We start from the raw sequence: 22,444 nt of genomic DNA on the forward strand, positions 1-22,444 counted from the left end.
GTATAAAGTTGTCCTCATTATAGCACAGCATACCGAAAGAAGAATATGCTAGTCGCGTAATTTCTCAAAAATATTTTTAGCCACTTTTTCCGGGAGCCCTGCTTCCATAAGATTCTCCACTGTAGCTTCTTTCATTTTTTTCATGGAGCCGAAATGCTTTAACAGCTGCTTCTTCCTCTTCGGACCCACTCCCTCAATTTCATCAAGGATGGAATTGAAGGTATTCTTGCCGCGAAGCTGTCTATGGAAGGTGATGGCAAACCTGTGCACTTCATCTTGGATTCTTTGCATTAAATAGAATTCCTGGCTGTTCCTCTCAAGCGGAACCACTTCAAGCGGATTCCCGAATAGGAGCAGGGATGTTCTATGTTTATCATCTTTTGCAAGGCCTGCGACTGGAATCTCCAGATTAAGCTCATTCACCAGTACGTCCCTTGCAGCTTCTATCTGGCCTTTGCCCCCATCTATCAATATTAAATCCGCCAGGGGAAGTCCATCCTTTAAGACCCGGGTATATCTTCTCCGTATGACTTCACGCATGGAGTCATAATCATCGGGTCCTTTTACGGTTTTTATTTTATATTTCCTGTATTCCTTTTTATCAGGCCTTCCATCTGTAAACACAACCATGGCAGAAACCGGATCGGCTCCTTGTATATTGGAGTTGTCAAAAGCTTCAATCCGATGCGGGGTATAAATCCCCATCGCTTCTCCGAGATTTTCCACAGCCAGGATGGTACGCTTTTCATTTTTCTCAATCAACGCAAATTTCTCAGATAAGGCGATTTTTGCATTTTTTTCAGCCAGGCGCACCAGGTCTTTCTTCTGCCCCCTGACTGGCTTCAATACCTTTATCTGAAGGAGTTCAGCAGCAAGATTTTCATTCACTGACTCTGGGACCAGCAGTTCCTTCGGCTTGAAATGATTGCTTTTCGAATAGAACTGCCCTAAATAAGTTAAGAATTCATCATCCGGTTCATCATACACCGGGAAAAGGGAAACATCCCTTTCAATCATCTTTCCTTGACGGACAAAAAATACTTGGACGCACATCCATCCTTTATCAACGGAATACCCAAAGATATCCCTGTCAGTGAAATCTGTCATTGTCATTTTCTGTTTTTCCATCGTAGCTTCGATATGGATGATTTGGTCCCGGAATTCCTTCGCACGTTCAAACTCCAGATTCATAGAAGCTTCTTCCATCTTTTTCGTCAATTCCAACTTGACTTCCTTGTACCCTCCATTAAGAAACCTTGTGATTTCATCCACCATCTGCTTATAGGTTTCATCCTTCACTTCTTTTACGCATGGAGCCAGGCACTGTCCAAGGTGATAGTAGAGGCAGACACGGTCTGGAAGTGTCGAGCACTTTCTCAAAGGATAAAGCCGGTCAAGCAGCTTCTTTGTTTCATTGGCCGCTCCTACATTCGCATACGGGCCAAAATATTTCCCTTTATCTTTTTTCACTTTTCTTGTCGTGATAAGGCGTGGATGGCGCTCAGCTGTCAATTTAATAAACGGATAGCTTTTATCATCCTTCAGCATGACATTGTATTTTGGGTCCCATTTTTTTATCAAGTTCATTTCCAAAATCAATGCTTCGAGATCGGATGAAGTGACGATATATTCAAAATCCTCTATCTCACTGACCAGCCTCTGCGTCTTGCCGTCGTGGGATCCGGTGAAATAAGATCGGACGCGGTTTTTTAAAATTTTCGCCTTCCCTACATAGATGATGGTTCCTTGGCGGTCCTTCATCAAGTAGCACCCCGGCTGATCGGGCAGAAGGGCTAATTTATTTTTAATCAAATCATTCAATATTACCAACTCCAAAAAGCCTCATACGATTCTAACCGCATGTATAGCCGTTTCAATAATTTCATTATACAGCTGGCTGGAATAAATGAAAATGAACAGGTATTAACGCAGAACAGTGCAGAAAATCAAAAAGGGGGTCTTCTCTTCTATTCCAGCACCTTATTCTCTGACATATACAATTCGATGTCGTCAACCGTTCTGATGATGTCCTTTGAAAGATTCTCGTGTCCATCTTCTGTCACAAGGATGTCGTCTTCTATCCGGACACCAATAGATTCTTCTTCAATGTACAAGCCCGGCTCAATGGTGACGACCATTCCCGGCTGAAGCACTCGGTCTTTGTATGATCCAACGTCATGAGTATCCAGGCCAAGGAAGTGTCCAATGCTATGATAATAGTAATTGGACAGCTCGGATTCATCTTGAATGAGGCCAATCATCTTGCATTCTTCTACAAGAACCTTGCGGGCATGCTGTTCTAATTCAGCAAATTTCAAACCTGGTTTAACAATCTTCGTCGTTTCTTCTAAGGTTTTTAACACGATGTTGTAGATTTCTTTTTGACGGGGAGAGAATTTACCATCCACCGGAAATGTAAAACTGATATCTGCATTGTAATAATCCTTTTGTGCACCAAGATCAAGGAGGACGAGATCTCCTTTGACTATTTTTGCGTCATTATCTTCATAGTGCAGCACAGTCGCATTTTTGCCGCTTGCTACTATTGTGTTAAAGGCAAAATCCTTTACGCCGGATGATTTTAACGTGAAATCGAAGTGAGCTTCCAATTGATACTCCATCATTTCCGATTTCGCATGCTTCAGCACATTGTATATGCCTTCTTTCGTGATGGCGATTGCTTCTTTGATCTTCTGGATTTCGTCATCTGTTTTGATAACCCTTAATTCACAGATATCAGGATAAATGTTGCTTATTGCTGCATGCGGATAATGTTCGCGGAGGTGCTTTGCAAACTGCAGAGTTTTTGTGCAGGCACCGGACCACTCTCGCCTTTCTAAGTCCAGACAAACATTCTTTATATTTTCTAAGAAGAATATGTTAGAAAGCGTTTTTTCAAATGTTTCATTATAAGCCACATGGTCAATGCCCGATATATCTTTTGCTTCTTCTTCCGAAACTGTTTTTCCAACCCATTTCTCCATAACTGGATCTGCTTTTTCGATATAAAGCGTTTCTTTAATTTCATTACCGCTTTTTTTAATCACTAATGCAACGTTCGGTTCATTAACGCCGGTGAGATAATAAAAATTACGATTTGGAACAAATTTGTACAGTTCATCTGCAGTTTTATAAGGTGCTTGCCCAGCAAAAAGAATGGTGATTGATTCATCCGGCAGCACTTCTGCTAATCGTTTTCTATTTTGCACGAAAAAATTTTTATTCATTTTACATTCCCCTTTAAAATCAAGTATTGTCTGCGCTTACATTTAATCATTTCTATAGATGTTCTTTGTCAATATGTATAGCATTCTGGGGTCACTCAACCTTTTATATGGACATATAATGCATCGAGAGGAGGGTGAACAGAATGGATCGATTAATTCTTTTGATGTTAGCTGGTATATTAGCCGGCCTGGCACTAATTAAAGTTCCTTTAGCAGGCACCTTTTTGGCAAGCATTGCGCCAATAACTACTTTAATAGGTATATTGGCAATTGTGATTTTCTCTCTTTTCCTGATTTATAAGGCTTTAATGGCCTTACTGGGCAAGCAGTAAGCAATATACTTTTAATAAGAAAAGCTGCCGTGGTCCGGCAGCTTTTCTTGCGAAGATTGATTATGCGTGTTTGTTTAAAAGTTCTGCCAAAGCTTCTTTTGGCTGGAATCCGATTACTTTATCAACGACTTCCCCGTCTTTTAGAACAATCAAAGTAGGGATGCTCATAACTCCGAAGCTGCTTGCAGTTTCTTGGTTTTCGTCTACATCCACTTTCACGATTTTTACTTTGTCGCCCATTTCAGAGTCAAGCTCTTCAAGTACTGGAGCGATCATTTTACAAGGTCCGCACCACGGAGCCCAGAAATCAGCCAATACTAGCCCTTGACTAGTTTCAGCACCAAAGTTTTGATCAGTTGCATTTGTAATAGCCATATTGTTATGCCTCCTATAATTTCCTTAAATCTTAAACGTAGTATATCACTCATTATAGTATGTTGCGAATGATTTGCTCGTACGTAACTTTCCCTTTAATTTCGAGTGCTATTCATTGCGCAGCTGCAACACAAAAGCGGCCGTTCAGCCGCTTTTGCTTAAGAAAATAATTATGAGTTGGCTACTTTAAGTTTCTTGAATTCTTCTGTCAGCATCGGTACTACTTCGAACAAGTCTCCAACGATTCCATAGTCCGCCACTTTGAAGATGTTTGCCTCTGGATCTTTATTGATTGCAACGATTACTTTGGAATTGGACATTCCAGCTAAATGCTGGATCGCACCTGAGATTCCGCATGCAATATATAAGTCAGGCGTTACGACCTTCCCAGTTTGGCCGATTTGCAGGGAGTAGTCGCAGTAGTCTGCATCACATGCTCCACGTGAAGCACCGACTGCTCCTCCTAGTACATCCGCAAGTTCTTTTAAAGGCTCAAAGCCATCTTCACTTTTAACACCGCGTCCACCGGCAATGATCACCTTTGCTTCTGAAAGGTCTACACCCTCGCTTGCCTTGCGTACCACTTCTTTGATAACGGTGCGGAGGTCTTTGATTTCAGCTGAAACGGATGATACATCCCCGCTGCGAGACTCATCTTTTTCAAGTGATGGAATATTGTTTGGACGGACTGTCGCAAAAATGATGCCATCTGTTACAATTTTCTTTTCAAATGCTTTACCGGAGTAAATCGGTCTTGTGAAGACGATATTGCCGCCTGCTTCTTCTACAGCAGTAGCATCCGAAATAAGGCCAGTATTCAATTTGCCGGCAATTTTAGGTGCAAGGTCTTTTCCTAGAGCCGTATGGCCAAACACGATTCCTTCTGGATTTTCTGCATCCGCCACGGCTTTGAACGCCTGGGAGAATCCATCAGAAGAATATTGCTTCAGCTTTTCATCTTCCACTACAACCACACGGTCTGCTCCGTAATGGATAAGCTGCTCGCCTAAAGCGCTTACAGAATCGCCGATTAAAACACCGACAACTTCTCCGCCCTCTGCAATTGTTTTCCCAGCCGCAACCGCTTCGAATGAAACGTTGCGAAGAGAACCGTCTCTAACTTCACCCAATACCAAAACTTTTCTAGACATGCTATTCCCTCCTGTTTGTCCTTCTCGAGTTAAAAGTATTCTATTTATATGACTTTCGCTTCTTTATTCAAAAGGTTCACAAGTTCCTTCACTTGATCTTGAAGATCTCCTTCAAGGACCTTGCCTGCTTCCTTCTTAGGCGGCAGATAGATCTCAATTGTCTTTGTCTTTGCTTCTACATCGTCTTCATCTAAATCAAGATCATCCAGTTCAAGCTCTTCCAATGGCTTTTTCTTAGCCTTCATGATTCCTGGCAAAGAAGGATAGCGCGGCTCATTCAATCCTTGCTGAGCAGTCACAAGCAATGGAAGGGAAGCTTCGATGACTTCTGAATCTCCTTCAACATCTCTCACGATTGTTGCCTTATCCCCGTTCACTTCCAATTTCGTAATGGTTGTTACATATGGGATGTCAAGCAATTCGGCAACACGCGGTCCAACCTGTCCAGATCCGCCGTCAATGGCTACGTTTCCGCCAAGGATGATATCTGCATCTTTATCCTTTAAGTATTCAGCTAAAATTTTTGCAGTTGTAAATTGATCCCCATATTCCAGATCATCTTCTGTATTGATCAGGACAGCTTTGTCAGCGCCCATTGCCAATGCTGTGCGGAGCTGCTTTTCTGCTTCGCTGTTCCCTACAGTCACGACTGTCACTTCACCGCCGTGTGCGTCTCGAAGCTGGATTGCTTCTTCCACTGCGTATTCGTCGTATGGGTTAATAATGAATTCAGCGCCGTCTTCATTGATCTGGCCGCCGGAAATGGTGATTCTTTCTTCTGTGTCAAAAGTTCGCTTCATTAAAACGAAGATGTTCATTTTGTGCCCTCCTAATAATGAAAACATTATTTTAGTTTAAAATATTAAGAAAATTAATGGTAAAAAAATTTATTTTTTATTTTACTATTTTTATTTCCCTTTAAATTCAGGCTTTCTTTTTTCTATGAATGCGCTGATTCCTTCTTTGCCGTCTTCAGACATGAAAACGTGGCCGAATAGTTCTCCTTCTCGCTTTACGCCATTTGCATAGTCATGGTTTTTGGCGTAGTTGAGAAGTTCGATTGCCGCTTTCATGGCAACCGGGCTTTTCTCGGCTATTTTATGAGCCGTCTTTGAAGCCTCTTCTAACAAGTTCTCTTCCGGGTATGCCGCATTGGCGAGTCCCCAGGATACTGCTTCTGTTCCTGTGATCGGCTCGCTTGTCAAAAGCATTTCAGCCGCTTTTGGCATCCCGACATATCGTGGAAGCCTCTGTGAACCAGCAAATCCGGGAACTAGTCCCAATTGAAGTTCAGGAAGGCCTAATTTTGCATTTTCACTTACATAGCGGATGTGGCATGCCATCGCCAATTCAAGTCCTCCGCCAAGAGCAGCACCATGAATGGCTGCAATGACTGGCTTCCCGAATTGTTCAAGCCTTTCAAATATATCCTGTCCCTTGCCTGCAAGTTTTGCGAAGTCTTCTCCCGTTTGAATGGAAGTGAATTCTTTAATATCCGCTCCCGCTGAGAAGAATCTTCCTTCGCCGTGCAGAAGCAGGACTCTGATTTCTTCATCTTTTTCCACTTCATCCAGCAGCAGTGATAGCTCTTCGATCACACCAGAAGCCAATGCATTCGCTGGAGGGCGGTTCAGGGTTACAAAGCCCACATGATTGTCTTTTCTTAAAGATAAGTACTGCACACCAATCCCCCTATCTCTTTTATTCTCCTTTTTGTCCACAGCCCTGAAGCAAGAGATGATGAACGGCTGGAGCCTGTTGTACCAGATCATACTTTTGATCATTCATTACCCAAGTGGTTACTGTTTCGTCGATGGTGCCAAAAATCATCTGCCTTGCAAGCCTGATATCAAGCTTAGTATCGAATTCACCGTTATCGATGCCTTCTTGAAGGATGTCATCCATCAGCAGCAAGTATCCCTTTAAGACATCATTGATCTTTAAGCGAAGATCTTTATTCGACTGCCTCAATTCCAATTGAGTGACGATGGCCAAATGATGATCATCTGATAGAATCTTAAAATGATTTTCTATCATCACTAATAACTTCTCTGCCGCTTTTTGTTTTCCTGCTATAACATCTTGAATTTTTTCAACAAACAATCCCATTTTTTCCTGGAATAAAGAAATCAAGATATCTTCTTTATTTTTGAAGTACAGATAGATGGTGCCATCTGCGACACCGGCTTGTTTTGCAATCTTTGAAACTTGTGCTTGATGATAGCCATTATCGGCAATCACAATGACAGCAGCATCAATGATCTGTTTATATTTTGGTTTATTCCGCTTCATAGCTATCACCTGATATTCTTTGACTTTCGAAATGATGAATGAACCATCATTCATATTTCTATCATAATGAGAAACTATATAGTTGTCAAGAATAGCCTGTCTATCATATTGATAAAAGTACAAAAATACAGAGCCCTGATGCACGGCTCCAAATGTGAACCTATCAAAGAGGATTAAGCTTCTTTTATTTTTTTCTTTTCTTCCTCTACAAGGGCGCGCCTTAATATTTTCCCTACTGCTGTTTTAGGCAGTTCATCCCTGAATTCATAGATTCTTGGGACTTTGTATGCTGCAAGATGCTTTCTGGCAAAAGCATTGAGCTCTTCTTCCGTCAGAGCGGCGCCATCCTTTTTCACAATATAGGCCTTCACGGTTTCTCCCCTATAGGCATCCGGAACTCCGGCGACCACTGCTTCCTGGACATCTTCATGCTCATAAAGGACTTCTTCGATTTCCCTTGGATAAATATTGAACCCGCCTGCAATGATCATATCTTTTTTGCGGTCGACCACATAGAAATATCCGTCTTCATCCATATAGCCAAGATCTCCAGTCAAAAGCCAGCCGTCCTTTAAAATCTGTTCGGTCTCTTCAGGCCTCTTCCAATAGCCTTTCATCACTTGAGGGCCTTTCACAGCGATTTCTCCTACTTCCCCTGCAGGAAGAGGTTTTCCGTCTTCCATGGAAAGGATAGCTGAATCTGTATCTGGCCAAGGAACACCTATACTTCCTTTTATTCGTTTTTTATCCCAAAGGAAATTTGCATGTGTTACCGGGGAAGATTCCGTCAACCCATAGCCTTCCACCAATTTCCCGTTCGTTGCTTTTTCAAAATTCTCCTGTACTTCCACCGGCAGAGGTGCTGACCCGCTAATGCACGATTCAATGGAAGACAGATCATAGTGTTTGAGTTTAGGATGATTCAATAAACCGATATAGATCGTTGGTGCCCCAGGGAAAAGGGTAGGCTTTTGTTTTTGGATGGTCTTTAATGTCGTCTCGGCATCGAACTTTGGAAGCAGGACCATTTTGTATCCCTGCATGATGGCCAAAATCATGACAGCAGTCATGCCGTAGACATGGAAGAACGGGAGGATCCCTAAGATGACCTCTTCGCCTTTCCTGCACTTATAAAGCCATGCATCGCACATTGAAGCATTGGAAACAAGGTTCTTATGAGTCAGCATGACCCCTTTTGGAAAACCTGTTGTTCCGCCCGTATATTGAAGCAGTGCGAGATCTTCTTCAAAATCAAATTCCAATTCGATTGGGGACGCTTCCGTTTCAGCCAAGATTGTTTTCAGCAAATGGCTATTTCCGCTGTGCTTTACATCGACGACTATCCCATATTGTTTTTTCTGCATGAAAGGATAGACAAGATTCTTCGGGAATGGAAGATAGTCTTTGATAGCGGTTACAATAACATGTTCCAAGGAGGTCGCTTCTTTGACTTTCATCACTCTTGGGTAAAGTATATCCATGGTGATGATGACTTTCGCTCCTGCATCATTCATTTGATATTCCAGTTCCCGCTCCATGTACAGCGGATTCGTCTGCACTACAATTCCTCCTGCTAAGAGGATTCCATAATAGCTTATGACAGACTGAGGAGTATTCGGAAGCATGATTGCAACCCGGTCTCCTTTTTTAACTCCCAGGCCCTGTAGATAATTGGCCAGCTTCAGTGCTGCTTCATGAACTTCCTTATATTTCATTTCTTTGCCAAGAAAATGAATGGCCGTTTTTTCTGGATACTTGGCAGCTGCTTCAGCCAAATAGGATTGAACCGGAATGGGAGCGTAAGGGATGGATGCAGGGATCTCTTCCGGATATTGCGAAAGCCACGGCTTAATTGACATATAAATCCTCCTTTCTAATATACCGCATAAAAAATTAGAAAATTTTAATTTCTTTATTCATTATAATATATCGAAAGTCCCGTTACAATTTATCTCTTGTGCCATTAAATTCAAAAAAAGATCAGCCATGTGTCAGCTGATCTCTTTCCCTTAAGCAAAAAATACCATATAAATGATGCCGATTAGTAAAAACCCGCCGCAGAGCGCCAGCAGCACTTTCGCCAATGTATCCATTATTTATGCCCACTCCTTACGAAATACTGGCTCCGATTACAAAAGATAATCCTACTGAAATGACCATGGAGATAAATCCTACTGCCCGATTATCCTGTTGGATTTCTTCATCGATTTTGAACTTCGGAGTCAAAAATTCATATATGAAGTATCCAATTAAAAGAAGGACGAATCCGAATACTCCCCATATGATCATGGTGAACAATGTATTGTGCTGCATGATGGAATGGCGGAAGATATTTGCAATACCAAATATCTTTCCTCCTGTTGCCATGGCTACAGCCAGATTTCCTTTTTTGATTTCTTCCCAATTCTTATATTTTGTGACAAATTCAAAGACTGCCAAAAATAAAACCATGCAAAGGATGACTACACTATAATACCCTGCGGTCTGTACATACTCATTTTCCCAAAAAGGATTCACTTGATCCTCATCCCCCTTATCCCTACTTCAATTCAACGACGGTGACACCGCTTCCCCCTTCACCTGCTTCTCCAAAACGGGTACGCTTCACATTGCGGTGATTTTTCAAATATTCCTGGACGCCCTGGCGCAGTGCACCGGTTCCTTTTCCATGGATGATCGATACGCGGGGATAGCCTGCAAGAACGGCGTCATCCAGATACTTCTCAACTCTCAAGAGAGCATTCTCATACCTTTCGCCGCGCAGATCAAGTTCAAGACTGACATGGAAATCCCGTCCCTTCACAGTAGCAACCGGTCTTGCTTCCACTTTTGGCTGCTGTGATTTGATGAACTCCAGATCGGATTCCTTCACTTTCATTTTCATGATGCCGATTTGCACTTGCCACTCTTGTGCTGAAACCCTTTCCACAAGATGTCCTTTTTGATTGAAGCTCAGGACTTTCACTTCGTCACCTGGAGCAAGAACATGCTTTGTTTGAGTTTTAGCGGCTGTTTTTTTGGATTTTGGAAGATTAGGAGCAGCTTCCTCAAGCCTTTTTCTTGCTTCAATCAGTTCATGTTCTTTTATTTCCGCATTTTTCTCCAGTTGCATCTGCCTCAGATTTTTGATGATATCTTCGGCTTCGTCTTTGGCAGCATCCACTAGTTTTGCTGCTTTTTGCTCTGCTTTTTCAAACAGGGAATCACGCTTTTCATAAAACTCAATCATCTGTTTCTGAAGATCCTTATGGAGTTTTTCAGCGCTCTTCAATAGCTCAGATGCTTCTCTTTCCTCATCTTCAGCCAGTTTGCGGCTTGTTTCAAGGGAAGCAATCATTTTCTCAACTTTGTTCGTATCTGTACCAATATAAGATCTTGCATTCTGAATGACATCATCATTCAGTCCAAGGCGTTTGGATATTTCAAATGCATTGCTTCGCCCTGGCACCCCGATCAATAGCTTATAGGTCGGGCTCAACGTTTCGATGTCGAATTCAACACTTGCATTGACGACACCTTCGCGATTATATCCATATGCCTTCAACTCAGGATAGTGGGTGGTCGCAATGACTTTTGCTCCTCGATTGTATACTTCATCCAGGATGGAAATGGCCAATGCTGCACCTTCCTGCGGATCCGTACCAGCCCCTAATTCATCAAATAAAACCAGGCTCTCGTGATCCACATTCTTTAAGATGTCGACAATATTCACCATATGAGAAGAAAATGTACTCAAGCTTTGTTCAATGGATTGCTCATCCCCAATATCCGCAAAGACTTGTTTAAAGACAGCTATCTCTGAACCATCCAATGCTGGAATCTGCAATCCTGCTTGTGCCATGAGGGTGGATAGCCCGATTGTTTTCAGTGTGACCGTCTTACCCCCGGTGTTAGGGCCTGTGATAACGATTGTAGAATAATCATCTCCAATGATGATGTCATTCGCCACTGCCTCATCTATCGGAAGCATAGGATGGCGCGCTTTATACAAACGGACGATTCCTTGATCATTGATGCTCGGTTTGGAAGCCTTAATCGATTTACCGAATCTTGCTTTTGCAAATAGAAAATCCAATTCCGCAAGGACGCCAACGATTTGAAAAAGTTCGTGGCTCACCGCGGCAATTTCCTGGGAGAGCTGCTGAAGGATCTTATCGATTTCTTCCTGTTCCTTCATTCGTAGTTCCCGCAGTTGATTGTTAAGCTGGACCACAGACTGTGGTTCTATGAATAATGTTTGACCTGATGAAGATTGGTCATGGACAATCCCCCCGTAATGGCTGCGGTATTCCTGTTTGACCGGAATGACATACCGATCATTCCTGATCGTAATGATTGCATCAGAAAGCATTTTAGCGGCATTGCTTGAACGGATGTACCCCTCAAGTTTTTCCCTTACACGCGCTTCGTTCGTTCTCGATTGGTTTCTGATGTTCCTTAATTCAGGGCTGGCAGAATCGAGGACTTCTCCATTGTCATCAATGGCATTTCGAATTTCATGTTCCAAAGGAGTCAGTACAGCCATCCGATCCGCTTTTTCAGCTAAAATGGGGATCTGGATTGCATCCTGCTCCACAACATCATCTATGAATTTCTTGATCACTCTGCTCGCATGCATGGTGCTGGCAATCTGTACAAAATCATGCGGACTCAGAACCCCGCCGATTTCGGATCTTTTCACATGCGGCCTGATATCATGGATGCCAGCCAAAGGCACATTCCCTTTTAATCTGATAACACTTGCTGCTTCGTCCGTTTCTTCATGCATCAATACCACTTCTTCATAGGATGAAGATGGAACAAGCTGTTTTATTTTAGCTGCTCCCAATGCAGATGAAGCAAACTCCATCAATTGATTTTTAATTTTATCGAACTCTAATGTCCTTAATACTTTTTCTAACATGGAGATATTCTCCCTTCTATGCTACACATTGTCGTGGCGCTTCAAAAACGCCATTAATTGATCCTTGCTATACGTATTCAGGATATTTTCAGGGGCGATGCCGCCTTTTCTTGCGGCAGCGACACCCAGCGCCATGAATTTCAGGTTATCTTTGTTGTGGGCATCCGTATTAATCACAATCTTCACACCTGACTTTTGGGCTTTGGCTATATTCTCTGATGATAAATCCAGTCGATTTGGATTGGCATTCAGCTCAAGAGCTGTATTTGTCTCCTTAGCCAAATCGATCAGCATGTCCATATCAACCGGGTAGCCTTCACGCCTTCCGATCAGCCGTCCTGTAGGGTGGGCGATGATATCCACATGATTATTGATCAGTGCGGTCTTCAGCCTCTCCATGATTTTCCCCTTAGACTGAGAGAAACTGGAGTGGATTGATGCAATGACAATATCCAATTCCTGCAGGAGATCATCTGAATAATCAAGAGTGGCATCAGGCAAGATATCCATTTCGATCCCTGAAAGTATAGTTATATCATCATATTTTTCATTTAAACTTCTTATCTCCTTCATCTGCTTCCTGACTCTTTCTTCTGTCAGCCCATTCGCGACTTTTAAGTATTGGGAGTGATCTGTGATGGCCATATATTCATAGCCTTTTTCCCTGCATGCGACAACCATTTCCTCTATGGAGAATGCACCATCCGACCATGTACTGTGCATGTGAAGGTCGCCTTTGATGTTTTCGAGGGAAACAATGGAGTCTTCTGATTTGAATAGCTCCACTTCACTTCCATCCTCCCTGATTTCTGGGGGAATAAACGGCAAGTTGAAATGGGCGAAAAAATCCTGTTCTGTTTCGAATGTCAGAATTTCACCCGTTTCAGCATTCTCTACTCCGTATTCACTTATTTTCTCGCCTCTTTCTTTGGCAAGCTGTCTCATTCTCACATTATGATCCTTTGAGCCTGTAAAATGGTGAAGGGCTGTTGCGAATTCTTTTGGTTCCACCAAGCGGAAATCTACGGAAATATCATAGTCCCATTCAAAAGTGAGCGATACCTTCGTCATTCCATTCGCAATGGCCTCTTTTATATCCGGCAGCGACATCAGCTGGTCCTTCACTTTTTGAGGATTTTCGGTGGCAATGATGAAATCAAGGTCCTTGATCGTTTCCCGAAGTCTTCTGAGGCTTCCCGCCCTGGAAAAGCGTATGATTCCATCCATATCCTTCAAATGCTTTTCAAGCGTTTCTGCTATCGGCAGCATATAGGCGAGAGGGAGCCTGTCCGGCCTTTTTCCCGACTGGCTGATGGCCTCGAGAATCTTTTCTTCTGTCTTCTTCCCGAACCCTGCCAGTTCTTTTACTTTCCCTTCTTCGCATGCAGTTTGCAGCGTTTCCATATCCACTACGCCAAGCTCTTGATAGAGTTTCGCAATCTTCTTCCCTCCGAGGCCCTGCAGCTGCAGAAGGGGAATGAGCCCACTCGGTACTTCTTTCTTTAATTCATCCAGCACACTGGATGTCCCGTTCTCTATATATTCTTCGATAACAGCGGCAGTTCCTTTGCCGATGCCTGAAAGGGATTGGAAGTCTGTTATATCTTTCAGGCTTCGATCATCGCTTTCAAGTGCAGCAGCCGCTTTTCGGAATGCGGCAACTTTGAATGTATTTTCTCCTTTTAATTCCATATAAATGGCTATATGTTCAAGCAGTCTGATGACGTCTTTTTTATTCATGATCCGTCGCACCTTTCACTGATAAAAAGTCTATCTTCATTATAGTAGCAAATGTGGACAAAAAGAAAAAATCGGAACTGCCATACCTTGGGCCATAAGCACTGCATGCATCTTTTCTGCTGCATGGCTGTGCTGTCTTGCCCGGTATGAGTCAGCTCCGATCTTAAGATGCTACGTAGTTGATCCACCATTCTTGCAGTCTTTCGGAAAATACAGGAGTATTCTTGATCATGGCCTCTGCAATGATCGATTTATCCAATGCCTCCTGGATTGCTGCGATCGGCAAAAGGGCACCGATATACAAAAGAATAAAAATGATCAAATAAACTTCAATGAACCCGAGAATTCCACCTGCCCATACGTTTAGCTGTTTAATGACAGGGATATTCGTTACGAAATCGAGCATGGAACCAATGATATGAAGAACAATCTTTACCGCAAAGAAAATAATGACGAATGCAATCGCCCTATAGTAGGCCTCATCCATTCCCCCGCCGTCAAAGATCATTTTGAGCGTGCTGCTGTTGTCCAATGATGGATATGGAATCCATAATCTCAATTTTGGTGCAAGTTCATCATAGTAAAAATACGCTGCAATGAATGCTGCAGCAAATCCGATCATATGGATGAGCTGCAGGATGAATCCCCTTCTCAATCCAACAAAGAAGCCCATAATAAAAATCACTAAAATTGCAATATCAAGCATCCTATTCAACCCTTTAACTTATTGATTTCCTTCCGAAGGAGTTCAAGCTCTTCTTCCAGTTTCACCAGGTCATGAACAGCATTCACTGCTGTCAGCACGGCAAGGCGATTCAACCCGAGGTAGGGGTTGTTCTTATGGAGTTCACGCAGTTTATCATCTACAATCGAAGCAACGCGCTGAATATGCTCGACTGATTCGGTACTGACAATATCATATTGCTGTTCGTGAATTGTAACAGTTGCTTTGTTTTTTCTTACTTGCACAACCGTTCTTCCCCCAATCTAAAGAATCCTAATCTTTATATTACCATGAAAAAAAAATGAAGGGAATGAAATTTGTCCTTTATTGACGTATCATAGACATGTATGGATAACAAGGGAGCGTGAACTATTTTGGCAAATGCAGTCATTTCAGCAACAGCTGAAACGATTTTAAAAATGAAAGATCATTATAAAACGGCTTTGGTGGAAAAAGTCCCTCAGGGAGGAGTGTTTTCTGCTAAAATCAATGGATGTACCATAACGGCATATAAATCCGGAAAAGTATTATTCCAAGGAGCCAATGGAGAAGCAGAATCGTTGAAATGGGGGACAGCTGCACCCGCAAAACCTAAATCCCTTAAAACAAAAACGTCAGGCATGGCACTCCCTGATAACATCTCAGACCTTTCACTCATCGGTTCTGATGAAGTCGGCACAGGCGATTATTTCGGGCCGATTACCGTCGTGAGCGCGTATGTTGAACGGTCTCAGATCCCTCTTTTAAAAGAACTCGGTGTCAAAGATTCAAAAAATTTGAGCGACCCCCAAATCATTGAAATAGCAAAGACCTTGCTGAAATTCATTCCTTACAGTTTATTGACGCTGCCAAATAAAAAATATAACCAATGGCAAAGGAAGGGAATGAGCCAGGGCAAGATCAAAGCCATCCTGCATAATCATGCCATTCAAAACCTGCTGGAGAAAATTGAGCCGACTGTGCCGGAAGCGATCTTGATCGACCAATTCACTGAAGCCAATACCTACTATAAACATATTCAGGGACAAAAAAGAATTATTCGGGACCGTGTCTACTTCAGTACAAAAGGCGAAAGCATCCACATTGCTGTAGCAGCAGCCTCCATCATTGCACGCTACGCCTTTTTAAAAGCCATGGATACCCTAAGTGAAAAAGCCGGATTCACCATACCAAAAGGCGCTGGCCCCATCGTGGACAAAGCAGCAGCAAGACTGATCCTTTCAAAAGGAGAAGCAGCACTTGAAGAATTCACAAAACTGCACTTCGCCAATACACAAAAGGCAATGAAAATAGCGGGAAAGAAATGATTGATAAAAGTGAGTAACGACTGGGATGGGATTGTTGTGATTGAGAGGGAATCTGCGACACTCCGGCGGAAAAACGGGCTGGAAAGACCCCTCAGCAAAGCGAGGAGGCTTGCCAGTTCGTCCGCGGAAAGGGAGTGGATTCCCTCTCAATCTTTCTCTATAACCAGTTTAAATTAGATAAAATAATGAAAAGAGGATGCTCAAAGGTAATTTTTGAGCATCCTCTTTTTTCGTTTATTCACATTATCCTCTTAGTTGTGCACCAGTCTTTTCTTTTACTGCTGCAAGAACTTTGTCATGTGCCTTCACTACCTCATCATCCGTCAACGTCTTCTCCGGATCAAAATATCTTAGTGAATAAGCAACGGATTTCTTCCCAGGCTCCATATGCTCACCTTCATAAAGGTCAAAGATATGAACATCCTTAAGAAGTCTGCCTCCTGCTGACAGAATCACCTCTTTGATCTCCCCAGCTCCTACTGATTTGTCTACAACAAGGGCAATATCCCTTGTAATGGAAGGGAAACGAGGGATAGCTTCATATTGAAGCGGTTCAAGTTCCGCATTGAATAATGGAGCAGCTTTCAGTTCAAATACGTACGTTTCTTTCAAATCCAAGTTCTTCTGTACATGCGGGTGAACCTGGCCGACATATCCGATCACTTCTCCATTTAATAGCACTTCTGCCGTACGGCCAGGATGCATTCCTTCGATTGCTGCAGCACGATAGGAGATGGATTCATTCACTGCCAATTTTTCAAAGAGGCCTTCCAGAATCCCTTTAGCCACATAGAAATCCACCGGCTTTTTCTCACCCTGCCATTGATGCATATGCCATTGGCCAGTCAAAGCACCGGCAATATGCTCTTCTTCAGCTGGCAGTTCTCCATCTCCATTGCTTAAGAACGTTGCACCAAGTTCGAACAATGCAATCGAATCTGCCTGGCGTGCAAGGTTGTAGGAAACCACTTCAAGCAATTGAGGAAGGATGCTGAGGCGAAGATAGCTTCTTTCTTCACTCATCGGCATGGAAAGCTTGACTGGAGTGCGGACATCCAATGCATATTGGACTGCTTTTTCAGCACTTGTGAGTGAATAGGTCACTGCCTGATTAAGTCCTGCTCCTTCAAAGAACCTTCTCGTAATTCTTCTCTTGCTTTGGTATGGAGTCAATCCGCCTGGCAAGGATGAACCCGTCGGAAGTGTTTTTGGAAGGTTGTCATAGCCGTATAAACGAGCGACTTCTTCTACTAGATCTTCCGGAATCGTAATATCTCCCCGACGTGTCGGAACCGTTACAGTAAAGGTGTCCCCTTCAACAGATGCTTTAAATTGAAGACGCTTGAAGATTGAAAGCACTTCTTCTTTCGTAATATCCGTGCCAAGGACGCGGTTTATTTTCTCCAGCGTAATCGTTACGACTGCCTCGGCTGCATCCATGGAATCTGAAATCACTTCTCCTGCCAGGACTTCTCCGCCTGCATATTTCACCATTAATTCAGCAGCTCTTTCGGCAGCTTTCATTACACGTTTGGGATCGACTCCTTTTTCAAAGCGGGCACTTGCCTCACTTCTAAGTCCATGCGCCTTGGAAGCTTGACGGACTGCCTGGCCGTCAAAATAAGCAGACTCTAAAAGAACAGTCGTCGTATCCTGCTGCACTTCGGAGTTTGCTCCGCCCATGACGCCTGCTAAAGCGACAGGCTCTTTGCCATTCGTGATGACAAGCTGATCAGAAGATAATGTACGTTCTGCATCATCTAAAGTCACAATGACTTCATCCTGCTTTGCTTTCCTGACCACGATTTCTTTTGAACCTAAGCGGTCATAGTCAAATGCATGAAGAGGCTGGCCATATTCAAGAAGCACATAATTCGTGATATCCACTACATTATTATGCGGACGGATGCCTGCAGACATCAAACGTGTCTGCATCCATAATGGAGACGGACCGATTTTTACATTTTTAATGACTTTGGCAATATAAAGCGGATTGTCTTCCTTCGCTTCTACATTTACCGAGATGTAGTCAGATGTCTGCTCAGACGCAGCTCGATTTTCCACTTGAGGAAGTTTGACATCACTACCTAGGATGGCTGCAACCTCATATGCAACACCAAGCATGCTTAAGCAGTCTGAACGGTTAGGGGTCAATCCAAGCTCCAGGACTTCATCATCCAAGTTCAGTAATGAGAGAGCATCCTCTCCAGCTTCTGCTGAATTCGGGAATACGAAGATCCCTTCTGCATATTCCTTAGGGACAAGCTTTCCTTCCACTCCGAGTTCCTGAAGGGAGCAGATCATCCCGAATGATTCTTCACCGCGGAGCTTTGCCTTTTTGATTTTAAAGTTCCCGGGGAGGACAGCACCCACTTTTGCCACTGCCACTTTTTGTCCTTTTGCCACATTGGGAGCACCACAGATGATTTGCACGGGTTCTTCCTCTCCGACATCAACCAGGCACTTATTCAATTTATCAGCCTCTGGATGAGGTTCGCATTCAAGGACGTGGCCAACGACAACACCTTTCACGCCTTCTGCAGCCATCTCTACGCCTTCGACCTCAATCCCGCTTCTTGTGATTTTATCTGCGAGCTGTTCAGCTGTCACTCCATTTAAATCTACATATTCCTCTAACCATTTATAAGAAACAAACATTTTCTGCTCTCCTTCCCTTACGCCTCATATTTTGCAAACTGCTTCAAGAATCGGATATCGTTTGTATAGAAATGGCGGATATCATCGATGCCATATTTCAGCATGGCGATTCGCTCCGGCCCCATTCCAAATGCAAAGCCAGTGTATTTCTTGGAATCGAATCCTGCCATTTCAAGGACGTTGGGATGAACCATCCCAGCTCCCAATATTTCAATCCAGCCAGTTCCCTTACAAACACTGCAGCCTTTTCCACCGCAGATTTTGCAGGAGATATCCATTTCAACAGATGGCTCCGTGAATGGGAAGAAGCTTGGGCGCAATCTGATTTCCCGATCGCTTCCGAACATTTTCTTTGCAAACACTTCCAATGTTCCCTTTAAATCTGCCATTGTAATTTTTTCATCAATGACAAGCCCCTCAATTTGCATAAATTGGTGGGAGTGGGTTGCATCATCACTATCCCTTCTATAAACCTTTCCAGGGCAGATGATTTTGACTGGACCTTTCCCCTGATGCTTCTCCATCGTTCTCGCCTGCACGGGGGAAGTATGTGTGCGGAGGAGAGTATCTTCCGTGATATAGAAGGAATCCTGCATGTCGCGCGCCGGATGTCCTTTCGGCAGATTCAGCGCTTCAAAATTGTAGTAGTCCTGTTCTACTTCAGGACCTTCTGCGACCTGATATCCCATTCCAATGAAAAGATCTTCGATTTCTTCAACGATTCGTGTCAAAGGATGATGGTTGCCTTGTTTTACAGGTCTGCCTGGAAGGGTTACATCGATTGTTTCTGATTCCAGCTGTTTCGATACAGCCTCCTGCTCAAGCCTTATTAATTTCTCATCCAGTTTTTCTTGGATTGCGCTTCTGACATCATTGGCGAGCGCCCCCATTTTCGGACGTTCTTCAGCAGACAGCTTCCCCATTCCGCGAAGTACTTCCGTGATTGGTCCTTTCTTCCCAAGATAAGCGACTCTTATGTCATTAAGGGATTTTAAATCCTCAGCATTCTCAATTTGGCTGATTGCCTCATTTTGAAGCTCTAACAATTTTTGCTCCATCTTACTTCCTCCTTAAGGTAAAAATGAAAATAAAAAAACCCCGCCCCTAAAAAAGGGACGAGGATATGTATCGCGGTACCACCCTTGTTAGCAGGTAAAAACAAAAAACCTGCTATCTTCATTGAAATAACGGTCTAGGCCGCAGCACCTTTACACTCTAAAGCGGTCCCGGTGCTGACTCGGGAGGTGAACTTCGCCTGGTCTTTCCATGGAATTACTCTCAGTCTCGGCAATTCCTTCCTGAATGGCAGTTTTCCAGCTACTTTTCTCCGTCATCGTTCTTTTGAATATGCAATTATTTTTTTATTATATTACTTTCAATGCGGCATTTCAAACCTTTTTCCAAAAACGGGCTCATCCTCTTAAATAATACATGAGAATGCCTGCAGCAACAGCTACATTCAATGACTCGCTTTGACCGTAAATAGGGATGTAAAGATTCTTATCCGTCTTCTCTAACAGTTCCTTTGAAACACCGCTCCCTTCATTTCCGACAATTAAGGCAAAAGTGCCGTTTGGCGAAACTTGGCTGAATGGCTCCCCATTCTCAAGGGATGTACCGTAGACAGGCAGTCCATGGCCTGAAAGATCAGCAATCCAATCAGCAATGCTTCCCCTTGCTACATTTAAATGAAAGTGGCTTCCTTGAGCCGAACGAAGAACTTTAGGATTATATAGATCAGCACTTCCTTCACCAAGTATGACCAAATCGAGTCCTGCCGCATCTGCAGTCCGGATCATGGTCCCGAGATTGCCGGGATCCTGTACGGAATCAATCATCAATACTTTTTTCACACCCGATACATTCACATGATTCTTTGGTTCGAGGCATACGGCAAAAATTCCTTGAGGAGTTTCTGTATCTGAAATCGCTTTGGCAGCATCTTCCGATAAATAGGTGATGGATATATCATTGAGATCCCAGGAATTCGGAATTTCAATGTCTTGGAGTGCCATCAGTTCCACTACAGTCCCCGGCTGTTTGAGGGCTTCTTCTACCAGGTGAAACCCTTCTATTATGTACTGCCCCGTTTTCGAGCGTTCTTTTTTGGTCAGCAGCTTTTTCCATTGTTTGATCTGTGGATTTTTGGATGATTGTATATAATTCAAGTGTGTCGCACCTCTCACTTTTCTCTAATTACCGATAGTCCATTATACCGTATGTTCCATACATAATAAAACCAATTCGAGAAATGCTAAATATAGGAGCGTTCACTAGCAGAAGAAATCAATAAGGGTGAACGGTTCATTTATACCAAATAGCGAGGTGCATTGTTCATGGGCTTAAATTTGCGGAATGCCATCATCCACAACGTTTCTGGCAATAATCAGGATCAGCTGAAAGATACTATCGTTGATGCCATTCAAAGCGGCGAAGAAAAAATGCTTCCCGGCCTTGGCGTCCTGTTCGAAGTTTTCTGGCAGCATGCTGACGAAAACGAAAAAGCCATGATTCTGGAAACATTGGAAGAAGGCCTCAAATAATCCGGCAGAACAAACTTAACGAAAAAGGAAAGCCCAATACGCGGCTTTCCTTTTTCATTTTAATGATTCTATTCAAATTTAATGTTATGGACTGTGTCCTTATCAAGCTTTTTGATGACTTCGGTGATTAGTTTGACTGCATTCTCATAGTCATCTCTGTGAAGCATCGCTGCATGAGAATGGATGTATCTTGTAGCAATCGTAATGGCAAGGGATGGAACACCATTGACCGTTACATGGATGGAGCCTGCATCTGTTCCACCGCCTGGGATGGCGTCGAACTGATATGGGATGCTGTGCTCTTCTGCCACATTGACTACGAAATCACGAAGTCCTTTGTGGGATACCATGGAAGCATCATATAGGATGATCTGAGGACCTTTGCCCATTTTGCTCATTGCTTCTTTTTCAGAAATCCCTGGTGTATCACCAGCGATGCCCACATCTACAGCAAAAGCGATATCCGGCTTGATGACAGCAGCTGCTGTCTTAGCGCCGCGAAGGCCGACCTCTTCCTGTACGCTTCCTACACCATAGACTACGTTTGCATGATCTGCATCTTTCAGGTTCTTCAAAACATCGATGGCGATGGCACAGCCGATGCGGTTATCCCATGCTTTAGCAAGAAGCATCTTCTCATTGTTCATGACAGTGAATTCAAAATATGGAACGACCATGTCGCCTGGGCGTACACCCCACTCCGCTGCTTCTTCCTTGCTTTGTGCACCGATATCAATGAACATATCCTTGATTTCAACTGGTTTCCTTCTTGCTTCTGCAGGAAGGATATGCGGAGGTTTGGAACCGATGACACCGGTTACATCCCCTTTATTGGTCACAATCGTCACACGTTGTGCAAGCATGACTTGAGACCACCATCCACCTACAGGCTGAAAGCGAAGAAATCCTTTATCATCGATTTGTGTCACCATGAAACCGACTTCGTCAAGATGGCCGGAAACCATAATTTTAGGGCCGTTTTCATCCCCTGACTTTTTCGCGATCAAACTGCCCAATCCATCTGTAAGAATTTCATCAGCAAATGGCTCTATGTATTTTTTCATGACTTCCCTTGGTTCTCTCTCATTGCCAGGGATTCCTTTTGCATCTGTTAATTCTTTCAGCATTTCCAATGTAGAATCTAATTTTGTCATTCTTATCCCCCCATTTTTATATCTGAACCTAGTGTCAT

20 protein-coding genes and 1 other annotated feature are annotated in these 22,444 nt (G+C 43.2%); of the genes, 3 read left to right on the forward strand and 17 right to left on the reverse strand.

Going from position 1 to position 22,444, the window contains the following annotated elements:
• Positions 1-48 precede the first annotated feature (48 nt).
• Positions 49-1,821, reverse strand: coding sequence for an excinuclease ABC subunit UvrC (gene uvrC / locus ABTV07_RS15085; RefSeq protein ID WP_433743511.1), 1,773 nt, complete (start codon positions 1,819-1,821; stop codon positions 49-51).
• 146 nt (positions 1,822-1,967) lie between these two features.
• Positions 1,968-3,227 carry an aminopeptidase P family protein gene (locus ABTV07_RS15090; RefSeq protein ID WP_433743513.1) on the reverse strand — a complete coding sequence of 420 codons (1,260 nt, stop codon included), beginning with the start codon at positions 3,225-3,227 and terminating at the stop codon, positions 1,968-1,970.
• Positions 3,228-3,370: 143 nt separating this feature from the next.
• On the opposite strand from ABTV07_RS15090, the gene ABTV07_RS15095 reads away from it, so the two are divergent.
• On the forward strand, positions 3,371-3,559 hold the full coding sequence (locus tag ABTV07_RS15095) for a hypothetical protein (protein ID WP_433743514.1): 189 nt from the start codon (positions 3,371-3,373) through the stop codon (positions 3,557-3,559).
• Between the two features lie 60 nt (positions 3,560-3,619).
• Here ABTV07_RS15095 and trxA read toward each other — a convergent pair whose 3' ends face one another.
• From trxA to zapA, 11 genes are all read right to left on the reverse strand, one after another.
• Positions 3,620-3,934, reverse strand: a complete 315-nt coding sequence (trxA, locus tag ABTV07_RS15100; RefSeq protein WP_114745080.1) for a thioredoxin — start codon at positions 3,932-3,934, stop codon at positions 3,620-3,622.
• 170 nt (positions 3,935-4,104) lie between these two features.
• Positions 4,105-5,085, reverse strand: a complete 981-nt coding sequence (locus ABTV07_RS15105; RefSeq protein WP_433743515.1) for an electron transfer flavoprotein subunit alpha/FixB family protein — start codon at positions 5,083-5,085, stop codon at positions 4,105-4,107.
• A 44-nt stretch (positions 5,086-5,129) separates the two neighbouring features.
• A complete protein-coding gene (locus ABTV07_RS15110) occupies positions 5,130-5,903 on the reverse strand; it encodes an electron transfer flavoprotein subunit beta/FixA family protein (protein ID WP_433743516.1) in 774 nt (257 codons plus the stop codon).
• Positions 5,904-5,993: 90 nt separating this feature from the next.
• On the reverse strand, positions 5,994-6,767 hold the full coding sequence (locus ABTV07_RS15115; RefSeq protein WP_433743518.1) for an enoyl-CoA hydratase: 774 nt from the start codon (positions 6,765-6,767) through the stop codon (positions 5,994-5,996).
• 19 nt (positions 6,768-6,786) lie between these two features.
• The gene (locus ABTV07_RS15120; RefSeq protein WP_433751288.1) at positions 6,787-7,377 is read right to left on the reverse strand and encodes a TetR/AcrR family transcriptional regulator; all 591 of its coding nucleotides are present in this window, start codon (positions 7,375-7,377) and stop codon (positions 6,787-6,789) included.
• A 173-nt stretch (positions 7,378-7,550) separates the two neighbouring features.
• A complete protein-coding gene (locus tag ABTV07_RS15125) occupies positions 7,551-9,236 on the reverse strand; it encodes a long-chain-fatty-acid--CoA ligase (protein WP_433743520.1) in 1,686 nt (561 codons plus the stop codon).
• 250 nt (positions 9,237-9,486) lie between these two features.
• Entirely contained in the window at positions 9,487-9,894 is a 408-nt protein-coding gene (locus ABTV07_RS15130; protein ID WP_433743522.1) for a DUF350 domain-containing protein, read from the reverse strand.
• Positions 9,895-9,916: 22 nt separating this feature from the next.
• Positions 9,917-12,280: an endonuclease MutS2 gene (locus tag ABTV07_RS15135; protein WP_433743524.1), complete on the reverse strand. Its 2,364-nt coding sequence runs from the start codon at positions 12,278-12,280 to the stop codon at positions 9,917-9,919.
• A gap of 21 nt (positions 12,281-12,301) precedes the next feature.
• Positions 12,302-14,020 carry a DNA polymerase/3'-5' exonuclease PolX gene (gene polX, locus ABTV07_RS15140; RefSeq protein ID WP_433743527.1) on the reverse strand — a complete coding sequence of 573 codons (1,719 nt, stop codon included), beginning with the start codon at positions 14,018-14,020 and terminating at the stop codon, positions 12,302-12,304.
• A gap of 163 nt (positions 14,021-14,183) precedes the next feature.
• Entirely contained in the window at positions 14,184-14,726 is a 543-nt protein-coding gene (locus ABTV07_RS15145; RefSeq protein WP_433743529.1) for a CvpA family protein, read from the reverse strand.
• A gap of 5 nt (positions 14,727-14,731) precedes the next feature.
• The gene (zapA, locus tag ABTV07_RS15150) at positions 14,732-14,989 is read right to left on the reverse strand and encodes a cell division protein ZapA (protein WP_433743532.1); all 258 of its coding nucleotides are present in this window, start codon (positions 14,987-14,989) and stop codon (positions 14,732-14,734) included.
• Between the two features lie 129 nt (positions 14,990-15,118).
• Between zapA and rnhC the strand changes: the two genes are divergently transcribed.
• Positions 15,119-16,051, forward strand: a complete 933-nt coding sequence (gene rnhC / locus ABTV07_RS15155) for a ribonuclease HIII (protein WP_433743533.1) — start codon at positions 15,119-15,121, stop codon at positions 16,049-16,051.
• A gap of 243 nt (positions 16,052-16,294) precedes the next feature.
• On the opposite strand, the gene pheT is transcribed toward rnhC, so the two are convergent.
• The 3 genes from pheT to ABTV07_RS15170 form a co-directional block, all read right to left on the reverse strand.
• On the reverse strand, positions 16,295-18,709 hold the full coding sequence (pheT, locus tag ABTV07_RS15160) for a phenylalanine--tRNA ligase subunit beta (RefSeq protein ID WP_433743535.1): 2,415 nt from the start codon (positions 18,707-18,709) through the stop codon (positions 16,295-16,297).
• Positions 18,710-18,726: 17 nt separating this feature from the next.
• The gene (gene pheS / locus ABTV07_RS15165; RefSeq protein WP_433743538.1) at positions 18,727-19,767 is read right to left on the reverse strand and encodes a phenylalanine--tRNA ligase subunit alpha; all 1,041 of its coding nucleotides are present in this window, start codon (positions 19,765-19,767) and stop codon (positions 18,727-18,729) included.
• Positions 19,768-19,817: 50 nt separating this feature from the next.
• Positions 19,818-20,052 (reverse strand) — a binding site (T-box leader).
• Between the two features lie 69 nt (positions 20,053-20,121).
• On the reverse strand, positions 20,122-20,877 hold the full coding sequence (locus ABTV07_RS15170) for a TrmH family RNA methyltransferase (RefSeq protein WP_433743540.1): 756 nt from the start codon (positions 20,875-20,877) through the stop codon (positions 20,122-20,124).
• 168 nt (positions 20,878-21,045) lie between these two features.
• Between ABTV07_RS15170 and sspI the strand changes: the two genes are divergently transcribed.
• On the forward strand, positions 21,046-21,252 hold the full coding sequence (gene sspI, locus ABTV07_RS15175) for a small acid-soluble spore protein SspI (RefSeq protein WP_433743543.1): 207 nt from the start codon (positions 21,046-21,048) through the stop codon (positions 21,250-21,252).
• Positions 21,253-21,320: 68 nt separating this feature from the next.
• On the opposite strand, the gene ABTV07_RS15180 is transcribed toward sspI, so the two are convergent.
• On the reverse strand, positions 21,321-22,406 hold the full coding sequence (locus ABTV07_RS15180; RefSeq protein ID WP_433743545.1) for a M42 family metallopeptidase: 1,086 nt from the start codon (positions 22,404-22,406) through the stop codon (positions 21,321-21,323).
• Between the last annotated feature and the right edge of the window lie 38 nt (positions 22,407-22,444).

It is taken from the genome of Falsibacillus pallidus (assembly GCF_050990905.1).
In the GTDB taxonomy this organism is placed as follows: domain Bacteria; phylum Bacillota; class Bacilli; order Bacillales; family DSM-25281; genus Falsibacillus; species Falsibacillus pallidus_A.

Coding starts and splice junctions, on each gene's coding strand:
- ABTV07_RS15090 (WP_433743513.1), bottom strand. CDS start 3,227: ATGAATAAAAATTTTTTCGTGCAAAATAGAAAACGATTAGCAGAAGTG.
- ABTV07_RS15095 (WP_433743514.1), top strand. CDS start 3,371: ATGGATCGATTAATTCTTTTGATGTTAGCTGGTATATTAGCCGGCCTG.
- trxA (WP_114745080.1), bottom strand. CDS start 3,934: ATGGCTATTACAAATGCAACTGATCAAAACTTTGGTGCTGAAACTAGT.
- ABTV07_RS15105 (WP_433743515.1), bottom strand. CDS start 5,085: ATGTCTAGAAAAGTTTTGGTATTGGGTGAAGTTAGAGACGGTTCTCTT.
- ABTV07_RS15110 (WP_433743516.1), bottom strand. CDS start 5,903: ATGAACATCTTCGTTTTAATGAAGCGAACTTTTGACACAGAAGAAAGA.
- ABTV07_RS15120 (WP_433751288.1), bottom strand. CDS start 7,377: ATGAAGCGGAATAAACCAAAATATAAACAGATCATTGATGCTGCTGTC.
- ABTV07_RS15125 (WP_433743520.1), bottom strand. CDS start 9,236: ATGTCAATTAAGCCGTGGCTTTCGCAATATCCGGAAGAGATCCCTGCA.
- ABTV07_RS15135 (WP_433743524.1), bottom strand. CDS start 12,280: ATGTTAGAAAAAGTATTAAGGACATTAGAGTTCGATAAAATTAAAAAT.
- polX (WP_433743527.1), bottom strand. CDS start 14,020: ATGAATAAAAAAGACGTCATCAGACTGCTTGAACATATAGCCATTTAT.
- ABTV07_RS15145 (WP_433743529.1), bottom strand. CDS start 14,726: ATGCTTGATATTGCAATTTTAGTGATTTTTATTATGGGCTTCTTTGTT.
- pheT (WP_433743535.1), bottom strand. CDS start 18,709: ATGTTTGTTTCTTATAAATGGTTAGAGGAATATGTAGATTTAAATGGA.
- pheS (WP_433743538.1), bottom strand. CDS start 19,767: ATGGAGCAAAAATTGTTAGAGCTTCAAAATGAGGCAATCAGCCAAATT.
- sspI (WP_433743543.1), top strand. CDS start 21,046: ATGGGCTTAAATTTGCGGAATGCCATCATCCACAACGTTTCTGGCAAT.
- ABTV07_RS15180 (WP_433743545.1), bottom strand. CDS start 22,406: ATGACAAAATTAGATTCTACATTGGAAATGCTGAAAGAATTAACAGAT.